14 protein-coding genes are annotated in these 19696 nt (G+C 43.2%); 4 read left to right on the forward strand and 10 right to left on the reverse strand.

Features of this window, described 5'->3' with window-relative positions; genetic code table 11:
* Positions 1 to 7 precede the first annotated feature (7 nt).
* Together B151_RS18485 and B151_RS20335 are read left to right on the forward strand one after the other, a co-directional pair.
* Positions 8 to 5482: an FG-GAP-like repeat-containing protein gene (locus B151_RS18485; protein WP_169332209.1), complete on the forward strand. Its 5475-nt coding sequence runs from the start codon at positions 8 to 10 to the stop codon at positions 5480 to 5482.
* Positions 5483 to 5506: 24 nt separating this feature from the next.
* A complete protein-coding gene (locus B151_RS20335) occupies positions 5507 to 5914 on the forward strand; it encodes a PID-CTERM protein-sorting domain-containing protein (RefSeq protein WP_020403573.1) in 408 nt (135 codons plus the stop codon).
* A 132-nt stretch (positions 5915 to 6046) separates the two neighbouring features.
* Here B151_RS20335 and B151_RS0110420 read toward each other — a convergent pair whose 3' ends face one another.
* The 7 genes from B151_RS0110420 to B151_RS0110450 all read right to left on the reverse strand — a co-directional run bounded on the left by B151_RS0110420 (position 6047) and on the right by B151_RS0110450 (position 12186).
* A complete protein-coding gene (locus tag B151_RS0110420) occupies positions 6047 to 7099 on the reverse strand; it encodes an MBL fold metallo-hydrolase (protein ID WP_020403574.1) in 1053 nt (350 codons plus the stop codon).
* A 50-nt stretch (positions 7100 to 7149) separates the two neighbouring features.
* Positions 7150 to 9234, reverse strand: coding sequence for a S9 family peptidase (locus tag B151_RS0110425; protein ID WP_020403575.1), 2085 nt, complete (start codon positions 9232 to 9234; stop codon positions 7150 to 7152).
* 103 nt (positions 9235 to 9337) lie between these two features.
* The gene (locus B151_RS0110430; RefSeq protein WP_020403576.1) at positions 9338 to 9703 is read right to left on the reverse strand and encodes a YraN family protein; all 366 of its coding nucleotides are present in this window, start codon (positions 9701 to 9703) and stop codon (positions 9338 to 9340) included.
* Positions 9700 to 10314: a GbsR/MarR family transcriptional regulator gene (locus B151_RS0110435; protein WP_020403577.1), complete on the reverse strand. Its 615-nt coding sequence runs from the start codon at positions 10312 to 10314 to the stop codon at positions 9700 to 9702. Before B151_RS0110435 ends, B151_RS0110430 begins: the two co-directional genes overlap by 4 nt.
* 52 nt (positions 10315 to 10366) lie before the next feature.
* Positions 10367 to 10645 carry an FmdB family zinc ribbon protein gene (locus tag B151_RS0110440; RefSeq protein WP_020403578.1) on the reverse strand — a complete coding sequence of 93 codons (279 nt, stop codon included), beginning with the start codon at positions 10643 to 10645 and terminating at the stop codon, positions 10367 to 10369.
* Positions 10646 to 10743: 98 nt separating this feature from the next.
* Positions 10744 to 11547, reverse strand: coding sequence for a tetratricopeptide repeat protein (locus B151_RS0110445; protein WP_157470894.1), 804 nt, complete (start codon positions 11545 to 11547; stop codon positions 10744 to 10746).
* 99 nt (positions 11548 to 11646) lie between these two features.
* Positions 11647 to 12186, reverse strand: coding sequence for an RNA polymerase sigma factor (locus B151_RS0110450; RefSeq protein WP_020403580.1), 540 nt, complete (start codon positions 12184 to 12186; stop codon positions 11647 to 11649).
* A gap of 98 nt (positions 12187 to 12284) precedes the next feature.
* Here B151_RS0110450 and B151_RS0110455 point away from each other — a divergent pair, with 98 nt between their 5' ends.
* Positions 12285 to 13025 (forward strand): segregation and condensation protein A, encoded by a 741-nt coding sequence (locus tag B151_RS0110455; RefSeq protein WP_020403581.1) that lies wholly within the window; start codon positions 12285 to 12287, stop codon positions 13023 to 13025.
* A gap of 23 nt (positions 13026 to 13048) precedes the next feature.
* The gene (locus B151_RS0110460) at positions 13049 to 14677 is read left to right on the forward strand and encodes a M28 family peptidase (RefSeq protein WP_020403582.1); all 1629 of its coding nucleotides are present in this window, start codon (positions 13049 to 13051) and stop codon (positions 14675 to 14677) included.
* Positions 14678 to 14734: 57 nt separating this feature from the next.
* Here B151_RS0110460 and B151_RS0110465 read toward each other — a convergent pair whose 3' ends face one another.
* The 3 genes from B151_RS0110465 to B151_RS0110485 all read right to left on the reverse strand — a co-directional run bounded on the left by B151_RS0110465 (position 14735) and on the right by B151_RS0110485 (position 19686).
* Positions 14735 to 17656 carry a CHAT domain-containing protein gene (locus B151_RS0110465; protein ID WP_020403583.1) on the reverse strand — a complete coding sequence of 974 codons (2922 nt, stop codon included), beginning with the start codon at positions 17654 to 17656 and terminating at the stop codon, positions 14735 to 14737.
* 473 nt (positions 17657 to 18129) lie between these two features.
* The gene (gene ftsY / locus B151_RS0110480; RefSeq protein ID WP_020403585.1) at positions 18130 to 19083 is read right to left on the reverse strand and encodes a signal recognition particle-docking protein FtsY; all 954 of its coding nucleotides are present in this window, start codon (positions 19081 to 19083) and stop codon (positions 18130 to 18132) included.
* A gap of 9 nt (positions 19084 to 19092) precedes the next feature.
* Positions 19093 to 19686 carry a CDP-alcohol phosphatidyltransferase family protein gene (locus B151_RS0110485; protein WP_020403586.1) on the reverse strand — a complete coding sequence of 198 codons (594 nt, stop codon included), beginning with the start codon at positions 19684 to 19686 and terminating at the stop codon, positions 19093 to 19095.
* Positions 19687 to 19696: the final 10 nt, after the last annotated feature.

Raw genomic sequence — 19696 nt, forward strand, 5'->3', positions numbered from 1 at the left:
AATTACTATGAAACAACTGTTACTAATAACTACGTTTTTGGCTTTAATGGCTGGGGCGGCTATTGCGCAGACACCGACCATATCGTCTTTATCGCCTGCTGCAAATTCGGTGAATGCAGCCACGGATACAGATATTCAAATAACTTTTAGTACTGAAATGGCTACAGGATCTTTTTTGGATAGCACATACGTTATAGTACGAGGATCTCTCTCGGGAAGGCATGCAGCGACGTCAGCCTCTTTTGATGGTTTAAAGCGAACAATAACCTTTGACCCTGAAAAGGACTTTATAGCAGGTGAGAAAGTAACCGTGCGGCTTTATGAAGGTTTGGCCAATGATGACTATACAGCAACTTTAGGAGATTCCTACGAATATTCATTTACCGTAGCTGTTTCGGATTCGGGCGTTGGATACTTCTCTGGCGACAGCTATTACTTAAGTTCGGGATACTCATTCCCTACAAAGGGTTATCCTGCTGACTTTGATCAGGATGGTGACGTTGATATCATATTGTGGAAAGGTGGATCTGAAGGGTTTAAGTTGCGAAGACAAAACAACCCCGGTGATTATGTTGATATAGGTTCCTATTCAATTGGAGGAGTAAGCTTTAATGGTCTAAGTTTTGCAGATGTAGACAACGATACAGATATAGATCTTTTTGTGACTACGGACAATCAGGGCAGCACATATGCCTACACTTATAAAAATAATGGTGCAGGTGCGTTATCACTTGGTTCATCCATTAATGTAAGCAACTTTAGCCCAAGCGGTAGTAATCAACCAATCTCCGCAGATGTAGATAACAATGGGTTGATTGACTTTATTCCTGTAAATGAGGAACAATATTCTGGGGTATGGCCATTTTATCAGCAACCTTTAGATACGTTTACTGAAGCCAACGATGCATTCTCCAGTGTTCGGGCAAGGTTTGTGGCAACAGGAGATCTGAACGGAGATGGCCAAGTTGACTTTGTTATGGGCTCTCAGGTTCATGACTCTGTTGGGGTTTTATTATCCTCTTCTCAATATGCGTATGACACCAAAAACTATTATACCATGGGGAGCTCTCTCCGTGGAGTAGTTACGGGAGATGTTGACGGAGATGGAGATTTGGATATAGTTGTAGGAAGTGGTAGCAATATCAAAGTGCTTTTCAATGACGGTTCAGGATCTTTCAGTGGTGTTACTACCACAAGTGGATCAATCACAGCTAAAACATTTAATATAGGTGATATGGATGGAGATGGTGATTTAGATCTTATATTCTTAACCAGCTATAACTCGGGCATCATTGCATTTAATGATGGCACGGGAGATTTCAGCATTCAGTCATCCTTTACAAATCCTGGGGGTACAAGTTCATTTGGGTTAGAAGTATTTGACGCTGATGGAGACGGTGATTTGGATATAGGTGGAATGAATCAACAAACGGGGTCATTCCGGATTCTTAGAAATGGAGACATATCTACACCAACTACGGCTGTTTCATCTATGTATCAGAATTCAAATGATGGAGTTTCTGCTTCAATTGGGTGGTCAGGGGGTAATGGAACCAGTACTCTGATTTTAGTAAAAGAAGGAAGTGCAGTAGATGCTACTCCAGTTGATGACACTAACTACTCAGTGAATGATACATTGGGGAATGGTTCAGAAATTGGAACTGGAAATTTCGTGGTGTATGCGGGTAGCGGGAGCTCTGTTTCTATAAAAGGACTTCAACCCAACAAAACATATTATGCCAAAGCTTATGAATATAATGGAGCGGGAGCCACAGTTAGATATAAGACAGATATTGCTCCAACAACCAGTTTTACTACAAGGTCTGCTCCTACTTCAGCTCCTTCTGGCGTAGAAATCAGTGCGTTGAGTACTTCTTTTTCAGTTTCCTGGAGTAATGGGAATGGACAAGGCAGAATTGTACTGGTCAAAGAAGGAAGCGCAGTAGATGCTGTTCCTACAGATAGTACTTCGTATACAGTAGATGCAGTATTTGGAAGTGGAGACCAGCTTGGTACGGGCAATTATGTTGTATATGAAGGAACGGAAAGCTCAGTAACGGTAACCGGTCTTACTGCAGAAACTGCTTATCACGTTGCTGTTTTTGAGTATGATGGAACTCCTGGGGCGCAGCGTTTTTATACCGATGAAAGCGGGATTCGCAATATAACCACCAAACCAACCCCAACCATCTGGAGCAAAAATGATAGTACGTTATCATTCACGAAAGCTAACTCTGCAGATTGGACTCAGGCGGTTAATCAGGATAGAGTTACTGACAATTTGTGGTTAACCAGAGCAGATAAAGCAGGGTTATTTAATATTGCAGATGAAATTGAATACAACAGTGGCGTTTCCCCATCCGGGACACAATGGGCATTCGGAACTACAGATAGTATTGCTTCTCTGACATTTAGTGATTGGGAAACTACCATTGATGCTAGTCCACCGGATATGGTCGGTGAAGATATGGTAGTATACATTGAAGCAGATAACCTTTATTTCGATATAACATTTACAGATTGGGGGCAAGATTACGATTCAAATGGAGCCCGAGGTTATTCTTATACCCGTGCTAAAGGCCCTGAACCCGCCGGGATCTCGCAGTCTTTCCAGGATTCAGCAGGTACAGCTTATCGTTTTGATGGTGGAAATACTTATGAGTATTATTTTGAAGTAAATACATCAGACCCAATTTTTGGGAATAGTTTTACCACTGAAATGTGGGTAAAACCTGATACAACTAATCTGGAGCAACTTTTCTTAACATTATACGGCCCTAAGATTGCGATGGGTATAAATAGCTCAAATCAATTTTTCGCTTATCATACTCAGGAAAATATCAGTGGCCCAACGATTACAGTTACCGGAACTACATCTATTACAAAAGATCAGTGGTATCATGTAGCGTTAACAGGGACAACAGGTGGAAACCTTACCTTATATGTAAATGGGGTATCCGAATCTTCCGCATCAATTACAGACGTATTTGTAGATGAGTATTACTGGTATATTGGTTCCGATTATGACGAAAGTTATTATTTCTATGGTGATGTAGATGAACTCCGAATTTGGAAATCTGAACGAACAGCATCAGAAATCAGGTCCTTCATGCACCGACCTTATGAAGGTTCTACCGGACGACTTGCTGCTTACTGGCAATTCAATGAAGGTACCGGCGGTAGTGCATTTGATGCTATTAATAACTTCGAAGCAGAATCTTACAATGCCTATGAAGAATCCTGGGTAGCATCTGATGCTCCTCTTGGAAATGGTACTGCAACCGAAACCAATGCCTTCCAAACCGGTACCACAACCATTGGTAACGCATCACTTTCCATGGCCGACGGCTTCGATAATCCCGTAGATGTTCAGGTAACAGAAGTAAGCGGTGATCCCAACCTATTCCCAACAGGATTTACATCTGGCGTAGGAGGCAAATACTTTATCATCAACTTATTTGGTGATCCGGGTACCTTTAGTGCAAATCTTACGCTGAATTATGGTTCCGGCACATTGACCTCCTCAAATCCTGCTGAGTATAAGCTCTTTAAGAGAAGTTCAACATCAACCGGTGAATGGACGGAAATTGCAAGTGCTGCTACTTCAGTAGATGTGGGTACCGGCGCTGTAACCTGGACGGGAATCACCTCCTTTAGCCAATTTATGGCCGTAATTGACGAGGTCGAATTCGATATCCAAATTGCCGATGGCGCAGACGTAGTTTCTTACAACGACAGTACGTACGAATTTGCCTCCACGTTCTTTGACCTGACGGGCGATTTTGCAGACTCTGCGTTAACCATCAATTCAAAATCTACTTTAAGCGGTGACCTGTTCCTCGATCAAAACGAAAATGGAACCTATGACGATGGCACCGACAATATGTTGACTGCCGGTTCAGAATTTAGCTACACTCCAAGTGGCAGCACTAAATTGCGATACAATTCAGCTGCGGCCGGATTTGAAACCGCTGTAATCAAACTACAGCTTGGAGAAGCAGCCGATTCCGTATCACTCGATTTCTTTACCGTGGAAGGCGATCCGGAAATTGCTGGAAATAGCGGGGAGAATGGTTGGTATCTGCTCTCTAACCCGTTTACTACAACGGTCGGCAATCTTCTTAGCAATATTTGGACACAGGGAGCCATCAACTCAGACGCTCCTTCCGGAGATGTCACTTTATATAGATTTGTTCAGGACAGTGCGCAATATTTGTCGATAACTACAGATCTGGATACCACCAAATTAGCTGCCGGAGAAGGCTTGTTAGCCTACATCTTCGAAGATGATGACATTCTCGATGGCGAGGATGACGTGGATGGTGGCTGGCCTAAAACGCTTACCAATTATGGAAATCCATTTGGAACGGATGTAAGTATCCCGGTTAAAAATGTGGACCATGACGGCGTATCGGGAACCACCGGCAGCGAAGGTTTTGTGTTGCTGGGGAACCCATACGGCTGGCCATTATCTGCTGATTCCGTGATTTCCAAACTCAAGAAAGTCGATGAGTTGGCAAACAGCTATGTTTATCGCTGGAACCCAACTGCGAAAGTATATCAGCTGTTATCGTCGGGTTCTATAGAGCCATATGAGTCGGTATTTGTTCGGCTCGTAAACTCAGGTACCTCGGGATCACTAAGTTTTAACTATGATGATGCCGTACTTTCTCCATCAAAAATTACTACACCTAAATTATTTGAGCTGGAACTAAGTCATGACAAAGAGGGGCTGGCTTCCATTTCAAATCTGAGATTTGGTAAAGGCGGTCAGGTAACAATTGACCCATACGATGGATACTACCTGGGCTCTTATGCAACTAAATATGCAAATCTATACACATTAGTTGGTGATCAACCGCTGACGATCAACAACCTGCCCATCGATGAATCCTTTGAGAAGGAATTTCCAATATACCTGGATGCTACTGTATCTGGGATCTTTAAACTGAGCTGGGCTAAAGACCTCATTCCGGACGGAATGGATGCAAGTCTGGTACATGTGGAAACAGGTAAGGCATTTGACCTGAATGCAGGAGGCTCATTTGAGTTCAATGTGGGCAAGAGCAAGTTTTCATCAGGCGCCAGTACAATGGACCCGATTGCCTCAACCAAAGTGATCAAAAAAGCTAAGCAGAACAACCTCCAACCAATATTTATGTTGGTGATGAACTCAAGGCTTGGAACTTCTAACGAACTGGACCTGGGCATCCCAACAGAAGTAGAACTTTACCAAAACTATCCGAATCCATTCAACCCGGCATCTGTAATACGATTTGGAGTGCCTAATGCAAGTAAAGTTAAACTTGAGGTATTTGATGTTCTGGGCCGTAAAGTTATGACATTACTCAACAATGAGACAAAATCTCCCGGCCGATACAATGTTCAGTTCGATGCCAGAAGCCTTTCTTCAGGTATGTATATCTATCGCTTGGTTGTAGGCGATAAAGTGATGACCAAGAAGATGACCCTTATTAAATAATTAGATCAATTAAGGAATCTGAAGGTGAATACTCAAGATCGAACCTGCCACTTTTGTAATGCCAAGCAAGACAGCTTAAGGCCTGTTGGCAGGTTCATTGTTGAGTTACAAGGTATTGAAGTGGATGGAATTGAAAGAAACGCTTGCCAAAGTTGCTTTCAGAAAATTCATCTGAAAACCCAAGAAAAAAATTTAGAAAAAGGAATTGCCATGAAAATAAAAGAAGCGTTAAAAAAATTATTAAGCAGAATTGTACCAATGATACTTTTTATGATCGTATTGTCAACATTAACTGAGGCCCAAAGTTTGCCGGGACCTCCGGTATTTCCCAGTACTCCAAGTGAGGCTCCGATAGATGGTGGACTTGGTTTGTTGGCTGCCGCAGGCGGTGCTTATGCATGGAAAAAACTGAGAGATAAGAAGGTAGAATGATCTTGTCAAAATCTGAAAACCCAAATATTGTCGATATTTCAACTATTCAATAATTAAAAAATGAACCGAAGTTTTTTCATGACTTCGGCTCATTTTATTGGTTATCTAATTTTAGAGCGGTCGAAGGTTAGGTTAATTTCTTAACTCAAATGAATCCCCTTCGGTTATGAGCTTGAAATTTACTCCGCGATTCTCCGGTTTTTGAATGGCTTCGGCGAAATCATTTGCAGGATCTTTCATGCCATCATCTGCAAGAGGAAAGGTTCCATAATGCATTCCAAAGCTGATTTCAGCTCCCACATCTTTATGAACCTGGATGGCTTCTTCAGGATCGACATGTACCGGGCTCATAAACCAACGGGGTTTATAAGCTCCAATCGGGATCAGCCCAACCTTGATGTCGTACCGTCTACCAATCTCTTTAAAGAAATCCCCATAACCGGTATCTCCGGCAAAATAGACTCCTCCTGCCGGAGTATCGATCACATATCCCGCCCAAAGGGTTTTATCGCGGTCAAAAAGTCCGCGGGCGGAAAAGTGCTGGGCTTGAACCGCATGAACGGTGATATCGCTATCAATGGGCTTGGATTCCCACCAGTCTAGGGTAAAAGTATTGTTAATCCCTTCCTGATTTAAAAGAAGATCTACGCCGAGTGGAACTACAAAGCGGGGACTGAATCGGGAATTTATGTTTTTCAGGGTTTCAATATCCAAATGATCATAGTGGTTATGACTTATCAAAACCAAATTGATGGGCGGCAAGTCCTCAAACCGGATCCCGGGAGGTCTGAATCGCTTAGGGCCGGCAAAGGAAAACGGACTAACACGATCACTCCAAACCGGATCTACCAATATATTGACGCCAGCTGTCTGAATTAGAAATGTAGAGTGATTGACGTAAGTAATGACCATGCCTTCAACGACAGCATCGGCCGGTTTAGGGGCATAAGTTATTTCAGATTCAGGAATTTCTTTCCATTCACCCTGTTCGCGCTGTAAATACCATTTCATTACATCAAAAAAGCCTTTTGAAGGCACATCTCCGGGGTTCACAAATGTGGTGCCGTTAAAATGTGTTGATTTTGGACCCTCGTATCCCGGTTTAGAAACGGCCCAGCCAATCGAAACGATCGTAGCGGCCCCAAGCACTAAAAAAGCTGAGATCCAGATCATAATTACTTTCATAAGGTTCAATGTTGAGTATTTACAGCAAAAAAAGAGACCAAAGGCTGAATTTATTCATCCAAAGTTTTCAGGTGTTTCTGAAAGAATTCGAAGATTCTGCGGTATTCATCGTACCATGCATCTTCATCCTGAAAGCCATGTCGTTCCGTTGGATAAATCATTAGTTCGAAGTCTTCATTCCCAGATTGAATAAGGCGCTCTATGTATTGCACGGCATCCTGGAATCCTACATTATTATCTATAAGCCCGTGAAGCAGTAAAACCGGTTTTTCTAAGGAACCAGCATAAGTAAGCGGGTTACTTCTTTTGTAGTGTTCGGGATGCTTCTCCGGATCTCCAAGCCGGGGTAAGGTATACCATGGATTGGTATAATAGTAGTTTTCCCACTTCGTAACCGAGCGTAAGGCAGCAGCCGCATCAAAATGTTCGGGAGCTGTTCCTACTGCATAAAGCGACATAAAGCCTCCATAACTTCCCCCATAAATACCGACACGGGAAGTATCCGCCTTGTCAAAATTATCGGCAAGAAATCCTAATCCGTCAATGATGTCCTTTGTCTCATATTTGCCCATCCAGTTTGTGACATCTTCGCGGAACTTTCGTCCGTATCCCGTACTGTGCCGGTAATCCACTTCGATCACATAATATCCTTGATGGGTTAAGAACTGGTTAAACATATATTCACGCCAGTAACTGTTCGACCATCCCTTGTAAACGTTTTGAAGAGAACCGGCACCATGCACAAAAACCACCACAGGGTTGCCATTCGGGTTTCGCTTGACCGGCCGCAGTACCGACATGGATAATTTCGTTTTTCCATCCCGGCCGGTAAATCGGACATAGTCTTCTTTCTGCCAGTCATATTCATGAAATGAATCTGGCACGGTGTTGGTAAGTTTGGTCTCGCGCTGGGGAATCTTGGTATCTACTACGTATAGCTCAAAAGGTTCATTGAAAAAAGTCTTCTCATAAACGATGTAGCGTTTGTCCGGGCTAAGTCGAAAATCTCTTCTGTAGCCTTCCTCTGAAGTCAATTTAACCGGCAAATTCGAATTCAGGTTTAACTTGTAAAGCTGACGTTCGCCGGGATCCATTTCCGTAGTTGCCATGGCGATGGTTTTTTCATCCAGCCAGGTGGCCCAGGGGATATCATATTGGCCAAATGTATGTTGTTTAAAGCCAGAGCCGTTGGGATTTACGGTGTAGATGTGATTCCAGCCATCACGCTCGCTTTGTATCATGAGCTTATCGCCTACGGGGGCAAACTCCAAATTCGTATTGTAAAGCCATCCGTCTGTTTTATCCTCAAAAACAGTGGTGCCCGACAGCGTGTTTACATTGTAAATCAGCACTTTTCGGTTTTTCATGGGAGGATCGATGAGGTCAAGCGCAACGTAATTTCCGGAACCGGACACATCCGTATCAATGTATCCCTTTTGCGTATAAATGATCTCGACATTTCCGGAATCAACATCCGCTATAGAAATAATACGAACAGGGATTCCCCGCTGAGTTTCCCCTTTCTCTACATATTGTCCCGCATATTCAGGAAAATAATATGTTCTATATCCGGAACGGTCACTTTGTGAAAGCACCAATTTATTCCCGGCCCAATGTTCTACTGTATAACCGGGCCGCTCTTCTTTACGATCTGTAATTTGTTTTATGAATGCCTCCTGAACTCCTGAAACCCAAACGTCCCCATCTTTCACAAAAGCAAAGCGGGAGCCATCGGCATTCCAAACGGGACTGTACTCAAAGTCTTTGGAGGCTACGATCACCCGTTCATTTTCAAAATTTGCATTCGCCAGAACCAGGTCTCCATTGCGAGAAAACAAAACGTGCTTGCCGTCAGGGGATAATTCATAATTTCGTACAATCTCATCAGAAGCTTCATGCCGGTTCTTGCCACTTAAGCCTACCTGAAAAAGATCTCTGTCAGAAGTAGCGGAATCACTCCAGGTATAATAAACCGTTTTTCCATCCGGAGAAAAATGAGAAAAAGCAGGTCTTGCTCCGGGAATAAAAGGTTCGTGAAAAATATCCTTTAATGTAAGTTTATCAGGAAATTGTTGTGCAGATACCGTGGGAAGAAATATAAAAAGGGCCAAAAAGCCGGTGATCAATTTTCGCATAAAACAAAGGATTTAAATTTTTGGACTGAGAATAAACAGTTTGAGCGAGAAAAGATGCAAAAGTTGGTTTCGTTCGTAAACCGCGAATTCGGTGAGCAAGCAGTTACCGAAAGGCATCTTCAATGTGTTTGAAATCCGGCGCTTCATTTTTGCTTTGAACGATCCCAACCACATCAAAACGCATAGGCGATCCATCCATTTTGCGCTCATACATCCAGGCTTCGGCGGCTTTAAATACATTTTTAACTTTCTCTTCGGTAACATATTCGATGGGGTGACCAAACTCTGTGGAGGAGCGATATTTCACCTCCACAAACACAATGGCCGTATCATCATAGGCAACAATGTCGACTTCCGCATGTTCAAAGAAATAATTTCGCTCCAGGATCCTCCACCCTTTTGATTCGAGATAAGCACAGGCCAGATCCTCTCCTTCTTTGCCGATGTCGCGTTTGGTTTTAGGGCTCATTTCTTAGCATTCTTTCCGGTGAGAGATTCTTTTACTTCTACCAGTTTAACAAGCTGTTTCAAGAATCTAAGGTTCTTTTTGTTGATATATGGAAGCAATGCATTGGTGAATCGTTCAAACATTTCCAGAAACTCCATATAATTCTCAATGCGAACCTTAAACTCTCTGCTTTCTTCGTCTTTAAGTCCGCCGGACTCTAAAGTGGCGATACATTTTTCCAGGTTTTTTCGGATCGGGGCTATTTCCCGTTGTTGCCGTTCCCGTATGATGGTCGAGACGATCTTCCAAACATCGGTTTCAGCAGAAAAATAATCCTTGCGGTCTCCGGGAAAGCTTTTTTTGTGGATCAACTCCCAATCAAGGAGTCGCCTAAGATTCATGTTGGCATTGCCGCGGCTAATGTCGAGCGTATCCATGATGGTATCCGTATCAAGCGGATGGGATTCAGCATATAGCAAAGCGTGAATCTGCGACATGGTTTTGTTGATTCCCCAAGCGGATGCCATTTCGCCCCAAAGCAGGACAAATTGGTCTAAAGCTTCCTGATATGCCTGACTGTGTTCCATAGATTTGGAATATCCAACATCCCATAACGAATATCCAATAGCCAATTAATAAAAGATGTTCGATTTTATCACTTGGACTTTGGAATAAAGGATTTTCTTAAGAAGGTGTTTCCGTTTTTTCAGCAGTTGGGGATGGCGTAGAATTAGTGCCTTTTTCGGAAGTTCCGGATGATGAAGAGGAAGCGGGTTTTCGTCCGTTGTCTTTATAATCGGTTACATACCAACCGTCTCCTTTGTAAACAACACCGCCGCCTCCGGAAATAATTCGCTTCACCTTTTGGCCGGTATCAGGACAGGTTGTCAGCGGGTCATCGCTCATTTTTTGGATGACCTCAAAAGTGGTTCCGTCTTCGCGTTTGTATTCGTAAGTAGGCATGCTTTAATCATTTAAGTTTTAATTCGATGCATACCCATCAAAATGTGTGCCAAAAGGAGTTCTTTTATTGATGCCTGACGAAATGTTCAGGGATATAATCAATCAAGTTCAGGAGTGGAAAATTCTTCATAATCTGTTTCACCGAGATCATCGGCAAGTTTCTTCAGTAATCTGAAGGCCGGACTTCTGAAAATACCATCCATCTGGTAGGCCTGATAAACGGCTTCTTGCGCCTCTTTCAGTTCACCGGTATTAACCAAAGCATTTCCAAGAAACCAATACGCTTTTTCAGTGATCATACGGCTGTCTTCAACTCGTTCCAGTGTTTCACGAAAAGCGGAAATAGCTGAAGGGTAGTCTCCTTCATTGTAAAGCACAATCCCTTTGTTAAGGTAGGCTTTTGAGCCATAAGGTTCCTGTGAATGGTTTTGGATCACGATTTCAAACAGTTCCAGTGCGCGGTCTTCATTTCCGGAAACGATCGCTTCAAAACCCAGATTAAGTAATGAATCTGCAGTTGTGATCTTCAGTTCTTTAGCCCTTACGCCATCTGAAGTTTCAACTTGACCGGGATCAATGCGTTGCACTAAAAATTGATCTATTTCGGTGGGCGTCTGAATCCTGAAAAATTGTGTGAGAGCAATAATAGCTATAACAGCAGCTGCAGCAGCGTGCCATGTCCATTTTGGTAATTTATGAATAGCTGAAGATGAAGAACGGGCATTAGAATCAGATGCTTGCTGAATTAACTCCTTTACATTAACCTCGAGTTCGAGGATGTCTAACAGCTCGGGGTTTTGGGCAAATTCATTCCATAAGTCCTGTATTTCTTCTTCACTCAGCTTCCCTTTTATATAAGCGTCAATTTTATTTCGTAGTTCGATTTCTCTTGAGTTTTCCATGGTTTCAATTTTCAATTACCCGGTACCTCAGAATGTATTTTAATACATTCTGCACCCGTACAGTTAGAGCGATGAAAACACAATTCCTTACACTTTTTTTTAAAATTTTTTGTCGAAACATTTTTTAAGTGCATTTATAACCCGGTGTTTCTTGGTCCAGGCGTTGTTCACGGACATCCCAAAGTGGTCTGCTACTACGGAAGTTTCGTAGGCCGGATGCTGAAACCAATATTCAATAAAATTTCGATAATCGACCTTCAGCGTGTCTATACACTGTTTCAGGATCCCCATTTTCTCTTTATCAACCAAACGATCAAGCTGATCGGCCGGGCCGGAATGATGTTCGGGAGGTTCCTCGTAATTCATTTCCCGGTCTTTGGAAAGTTGCTTCAGGTACTCATGTTTTGCTGTTGTAAACAGGTAGTTTATGAGGGCGTCGGGGTGCGATAATTCGTCTTCCCGGATTTTTTCTATCGCAATAAGTAGTGTATTTTGTGCGCAATCCTGAGCATCATGGATGCTCGCGTTCAAACGAACCATGAGAAATTTGATGAGAACAGGCGTAATCACATTCACTTGCTCGGTGATAACAGCATCATCATTTTCTTGTACTGCATCTACGAATTTTGAGTAATCCATACCCTTGTATTTGCCCAATTTATATGAAGCTCTAAAATAACATTCAGCAACAAAAAGAAAATAAAGAATTTGAGTTTTTAACAATGTAATTTCAGTGCATGTATCGTGTTCAGTTAAACAATTTTGAAGGCCCGCTAGACCTGCTCCTCTTCTTCATAAAAAGAGATGAGTTAGATATTTACGATATTCCTATCTCCTACATTACCCAACAGTTTTTGGAATACATACATGTTTTAGAAGACCTGGACCTTGATGTGGCCAGCGAGTTTATTTTGATGGCTAGTATGCTGATGTCTATCAAGGCTAAAATGATGTTACCCCGGGAGGAATCAGACGATGAAGAACTGGACGAGAGCGATCCCCGATACGAGCTCGTACAAAAACTCCTGGAATATAAACGGTACAAAGAAATGTCCATTAAAATGGCGGACATGGATGATGAGGCTCGAAAAAAATATATGCGAGGTTACCCGGAAGCAGATACTGTGGAACAACAGGCAAGCGGTGAAGCACTTCAGGATGTAACTATGTTCGATCTTATTGCCGCGTTCAAAAAAGTACTGCAGGATATTGAACGAAATAATGTAGTGCACCACGTAGAAAAAGTGAGTACGACCGTGGAAGAGCAGGCAGAATTTGTGCTGAATAGTCTTCAGGAAAGGGGACGTCAATCTTTTATGGAAGTTTGTTCCACACTAAGGAATAAAATTTATGTAGTGGTGACTTTTTTAGCGGTATTGGAGATGATCAAAGAACAACAGATCAACTTATTTTTGGAAGACGACCCGACTGAATTTTATATCGATCTCAAACCTGTGGATGAGATCATAGGAGCTTAATATAAAACGAAACAAGTAAATTCATGATTCAAAGAAGTTTAATAATTACGTTGGCTGTAGTCCTTTCGGCTTGCAGTGTGTTCAAGGGAAAACAAGAGCCTCCAAAGAATACATATACGTTTTCCGGGGAAATAACCAAGGAAGGCTTATACAATGACCTGGCCGTGCTTGCACATGACTCCCTTCAGGGACGCGAAACAGGAACCATTGGTGAAGAAAAAGCAGCCCGGTTTCTTGCCAAACGATATAGCGAAATGGGATTGCAACCCGTGGGCGACGATAATAGCTATTTCCAATATTACGATTTGGTTCGATCTTCTGTAAATAAGATCAGCTATAAACTGACTGACACAAGCGCCGATTCTGTGGTTGACGAAAGTACCCACAGTGCAGACCAGGGAGGCAACTTTGTGACGCTTTTTGGAGGCAATGATGCTTTGTCAGGCGATGTTGTTTTTATTGGCGCGGGGATGGTGAATGAAGCGGAAGGCATCAACCAATATCCCGAAGATGTCAGTGGAAAATGGCTGATGGTGATGTACGATCGCGAGCATACCAATATGCAAAACCTGCAATCAGCCCTTTCTGAGGGAGGTGCGGTTGGAGCATTGCTTGTTGTAGGAACCGATACTGCAGATTTTCAACAAGAAGTTGAAAGCCGAAAAGAAAGTTTTGGAAGAGGTGGCGGATTATCACTTAAATATCGCCAAACAGAAAGTGGAGGAACATCGCCGGCATTTAATCGCGTGAATCCAATGCTTGCAGCAAAAATGTTGGGTCTGAGTTCGCTTGAGGCGTTGGCTGAAACCCAGTCTAAGATCATTGCGGAACCGAATGCCTTTGAAGCACGTGCATTAAATTTTGAACTGGCTCATAACCCGGAAGTCAATGAAGAAACGGTTCAGACCAAAAACGTGGTGGCTTTTTTGGAGGGTTCCGATCCTGAGCTGAAAGATGAAGTTGTAGTGTTGACCTCTCATTACGATCACGTAGGTATTGGCCGGCCTGATTCTACCGGTGATAACCTCTACAACGGGGCGGATGATGATGGAAGTGGAACCGCTGCAACTTTGAGCACTGCCGAAGCCATGATGCAAGCCAAAGAAGCAGGCGTTGGGCCAAAACGCAGTGTTTTATTCATGAATGTTTCCGGGGAGGAAAAAGGACTTCTGGGATCACGATACTATTCTGACCACCCAATTTTCTCAATCGATAACACTGTTGCAAACATTAATATTGACATGATAGGGCGGGTTGATCCTGAACACGTTGCCGATAGTAATTATGTATATATTATTGGAGGCGAGATCATTTCTTCACAAATGGACAGCCTCACCCAGATGGCAAACCTGATGGGGCCGAACCTTACACTGAGCGACCGGTATAATGACCTGGAAGATCCAAACCAGTTTTACCGCCGTAGTGATCACTGGAACTTTGGACGACTTGGTGTGCCTTTTGTATTCTTTTTTAACGGAACGCATGAAGATTATCACCGCCCACAGGATGAAATTGAGAAGATCACATTCGGTCCTTTGACAAAAAGAACCCGGCTGGTCTACAATCTGACGGCATTACTTGCTAATTCTCCCAACCGCCCGGTGGTAGACAATCAGGCCTTTATTGAAAAAACGCAGGTTCAGCCGCGCTAGTAACATAGAAACTGCAAAGTTATCTAAAACGCCCCGCATAAAATGTTGGGGCGTTTTTTATTTCCCGATCAAAATGAAGGGTGCCCAATGAACCGGGTGATTGTAATAGGGGTGATCGATGAGGGTTAGCTTAGCATCACGAATAGCTTTTGTCTTATAATCAATAAGGGGGTGCTTATAGAAACCAAACCACTCTAAGGTTTGGCTCCACAGGTTATACTCTTCGGCTTCATGAGTTAATAGGTGATCATAAAAAGAGTCCATAAAAACTGAAGTACTCTTATCAAAAACAGACCATAAACTTACCATGACTGCCGAAGCTCCCGCCGATAGAAATGAACGTTGCAAACCAATCAGGCCTTCGCCGGTTACTAACTTGCCCATTCCGGTATTGCAGGCGCTAAGCGTAACCAAATCGGCATTGAGCCTAAGGTTAGAAATTTCGCGGCTGTTCAGGTGTCCATCTTCTCCAAATAACGTTTCTACTTCCATTTTTTTTGACAGAAGTAACCCGCTGCGAGAAGGGTTGACTTCGTCAACATTGGCATGTGTTGCAAAGTGAATAAACCGAAAGTGACTTAGGTCGTGTGATTTAAGATTCGCTTCGGTCACATCCTCGTTCTTCAAAACCTTAGACAGCGTAAAGTTCTTGGCAATGGCATCAACTTCTAATAATGTAGAAGGTAATGAAGCAAAAGATGCCTGTGAGCTTGATGAAGATGCTGCATTCTGTTCACTTTCAAATCCCGATCCGGCAAGCGCTAGCAGGTCGTTATTGGTTAAACGGTGTGGAGCTTCAATAAAAAGATAGATAGATGCCGAGGGCAGATATTTAACCGTGTAGTTTTCAATTAAATAGCTTTTTTTGGTTTGCAGGGCCTCGAAAGGCAGGTAACTTAAGGGGCCGTCCGGAACAATGACCAGGTTTGAAATGCTCTCATTCTGTAAAACAGCCGACAAAAGCTGCTGATAAAGTGCCGCTCCCTGCGCATTAATTTCTTTGAGGGATTTTCTTTGTGTGATTGCATCCCGGAAAGAACGAACCTTATCGGTATAAAAAGTACGGCTACCTGATTGTTGAATAGAGTCGGTATATGTAGCGTAAATATTATTATGGGTGATTACCAACTGCACCAAGCCTTGGTCTGTGAAGGTGTATTCCAACAGAGCCGTTTCCGGGTTGAGAATTTCCTGAACCTGTTGCAGTTTTATAGGTTCGGGATATTGAAAATCCCGCAATTCTTTATTCCCGGCCTGGATCTCATTCAGGAACGACTGGTACTCAAACTCGGCATCCTTTAATGCTTGTCGAATGGAGGCGGTCTCCTCTCCAGGCCGAGCCGTTTCAAGCTGTCGATATAGTTGATCGATTTTCTTGGCTTTCTGCTGTTTCTTGATCAGTGTTGATTCGTCCAGCGAGGCATAGATGTTTTCTTGCGATTCGGCTAACTCATCCATTAATACCCGGGCCTTTGCGGCTTCCATCAGTTCAAAAGCCTTCTCGGGATCATTTTTTTGAGTGATATACCACGAAGCAACTTCATTATAAAACCCGGCGTGCTTCCGGAAAAAACCGGAACGAAACGCTAATCCGGCCACATTGGTACGAACAGAATCAATAAGGTTGAAGGCTTCCTCTGCTATGATAAAGGCACTGTCTGACCTCACATGTCGGTAAGCACGGGCAAGATTCATAGTTGGAGAAATTTTCCCCGTAACCGTTTCTCCGGCTGACAAGGCATAGGCTTTGCGGTATTCCCGCAAACTTTCAAGCCTTTTTTCTTCCGTTTTGTAAATCCTTCCCCTTAACGAATGAGAGAGAATTTGGGAGTTGTTAAAGTTATGGGCTCTGGAAATAGTTTCCGCTTCTGCAAGGTATTGTTCCGCGTGTTGGTACTTTTCTTTGTGGATATTGAGATTGGCCAGGTGCAAATAAAGGTTGGTGAGCGTGCGGGGTGCATTGGTTTGGTGTAGCCGCTCCAGGGCTTCTTCGTAAAAGGCAGTTGCGTTATCCAGGTCATTATTTTGGATGGCTACCCGCGCCAACCGTAAAAGGTTGTTGGCAATGGAAACCGGGCGTTCGGTTTGGTAGTTGGCTTCCAGGGCATCGTTGTAATATGCGAGGGCGCTTTCATAATCCCCAGAGCGTTCATACAAGCTGCCGATATTGTTCAGGGTTTGGGTGATGTCGAACGGGTTCTTCAGCTGTCGGGATATCTCCAGCGATTTTTGGTAGTAGATGATGGAGCTGTCGCGCTTTCCCTGATTTTCAAAGTTCCAGGCCAGGTTGTGATACGCGATATCCAGCAAGCGCGGTTCTCCTAATTGTTCGCATAAGTCCAGGCTTTTCCGGATATAGGGCTCGGCTTGGTTATACATACCCAAATCCATGAGTGAAAGGAAGATTCCATTTAGCACTCGAGAAAGCTTCCGCTTTTCATTCATCGTTTCAAAAATTCGCCGGGCTTGATGTTGGTATTGAAGTGCCTGTTCATAATTACCCGTCTCGCTAAAAGTATATGAAATATTGTTGTGTAGGCTGGCTATATCTAAGGAGTCTCGACTGCCTTTTAATAATTCCAGTCCTTCTAAATAATAATTTTTAGCTGCATCATATTTTTCCAGGTTTCGATATGCATAGCCGATAGCTTTTTTAATGGCGGCTTTATCTTCATTCGTTAGTCCCTGTATTTGAACTTCATCCAACTCCAGCAATACCCTCAAACCTTCTTGTACAGCTCCTAATGCTACTAAAGTTGAAGCATAGTCCTCTTTGGCCATAGCCCATTTCAGGGAATCTCTCTCTTGCAAATAAAGCCGCATGGCTTCTTTCCGCAATTCTGCTGCCTCAGTATAATTACTGTCAGAAAATTTATCATCTCCAAGCGACATTAACGAATCGGCAGCAGCCGTTTGTGCAAAACTGTTTCCGGACCAGCTAACAAGTATTATTATGGCTAAAGTAAGCGTATAGCGCATGACGGGAAAAACTTTTAGATCTTATTGCTAATTATCCAATATATAGTTTTTTTGTTGTTTAACCCCAAATTAACAACAAATCAATATGAACAAGAGATTATACGTAGGCTTTAGTCAAATGAGGGATAATGGTGATGATGAAACGGATGATGGAGGAGGTAAAGGCGGTTCCGACGGTAGTAAAATAGATCCGAATGCCTGAATAAGTATATAAGCCAAAAATTTACTGTCAAAACACATGGGCAGTTCTGGAAAGTTGACCCCGTATTTTATCGGCAAAAGCGTTCTTTTTTGGGGCTATGCCTATTAGATAAATCCCTTTTTTATCGGCTGTTGCCGAGAGCCTTTTAACGTGGCCTTCAATAATGCTAATATCAAGGAATGAGCTATAAGTAAAAAGAATGTGGGCTTTATTATTTTCATTAATTTTTGCCCTGATTTCTGGCGACACCCTCGCTTCCGCAAGTTATCTTCTACTCCCCAAACAAAGCGTTCACAAAATCGGCTCGGTCAAAAACCTGAAGGTCCTCAATCTGCTCTCCTACCCCAATATATTTCACGGGCACGCTTAATTCGTGAGAAACACCGATCACAATTCCTCCTTTGGCTGTACCGTCTAATTTGGTGAGGGCCAAGCCGGTTATGTCCACGGTTTCGGTGAAAGCTTTGGCTTGCTGCATGGCATTTTGCCCGGTGGAAGCATCCAGTACCAGAATCACCTCGTGCGGAGCATCTTCTACCACTTTCCCCATCACCCGCTTGATCTTGGCGAGCTCTTCCATCAGTGCTTTTTTATTGTGAAGGCGACCGGCGGTATCGATAAGAGCAATATCGGCTCCGCGGGCTTTGGCCGCTGCAACCGTATCATAAGCAACGGAAGCGGGGTCTGCATTTTGTCCCTGTTGAATGATAGGCACATCCGCGCGTTCACTCCAGATCTTTAATTGATCAACGGCAGCGGCACGAAAGGTATCGGCGGCGCCCAAGATCACTTTTTTACCGGCTTTTTTATAGAGATGAGCTAATTTTCCGATGGTGGTGGTTTTACCAACTCCATTCACCCCTACAACCAAAACGATGTGTGGTTTTACAGGAAACTCAGCTTCAAATTCAGCCGGTTTATCGGGAGCATTATCCTCCAAAAGGTTGACAATTTCCTCGCGGAGCATGGCTTGAAGTTCGTCTTGAGTGACGTACTTATCTTTGGCAACCCGTTCCTCAATTTTCTTGATGATCTCGATGGTGGTTGAAACGCCCACATCAGAAGTGATCAGTATCTCCTCCAGTTCATCCAGGATGGCATCATCAACCGTATCTTTGCCAACGAATGCTTTTCCGATCTTATTCAGTAAGCCGTCACGGCTCTTTTCGACGCCTTTGTCGAGCTTTTCTTTTTTCTTTAAACCTAATTTTTCGAGAAATCCCATACGTGTAAATCAGTTGAATTCTGCTCCGCTCATGATCAGGCGGTAGCGGTTAAAATAATCGATCCAGGAAATGACCATCAAAGTTACGGAACTGGCCATTAAAAACATGTGTACGTTGGCGGCCTCCGGGAAAAAGAATACGGCGATCCAATATAATGCAAGTACATTCACAGAGATCTTTCCGGACATAATGGCCATGGCTACTTTATCGTATTTTTTCTTGATGAAATAGGAGCCGGCCATGATGCTGATATCGCGAGCCATGGCAAATAACAAAAACCATAGCGGAATCCATCCGATCCAAACGGTATAAATAAAAAGTACGAGTGCGCAGAGTTTATCGGCGATGGGATCTATCATTTTCCCGACTTCAGAAATAGTATCTGTTTTACGGGCGATGAAGCCGTCCAGATAATCCGAAATCACTCCATAAAAGATCAGGATTCCCATAAACTCCGTGATCCGGAAATCATTGATATAATGAAGGTAAACGATGGGAAAGGCTACAAAAATTCGGGAAAACGAGATCATGTTAGACCAGGTCATTACCCGGCCGGAAACCTCAACTTTTTTGCCGTCTATATTTTGAAAACTTGTGGCCAAACCTTGTTTT

Origin of the sequence: Gracilimonas tropica DSM 19535 (assembly GCF_000375425.1) — a bacterium.
Lineage (GTDB): Bacteria > Bacteroidota > Rhodothermia > Balneolales > Balneolaceae > Gracilimonas > Gracilimonas tropica.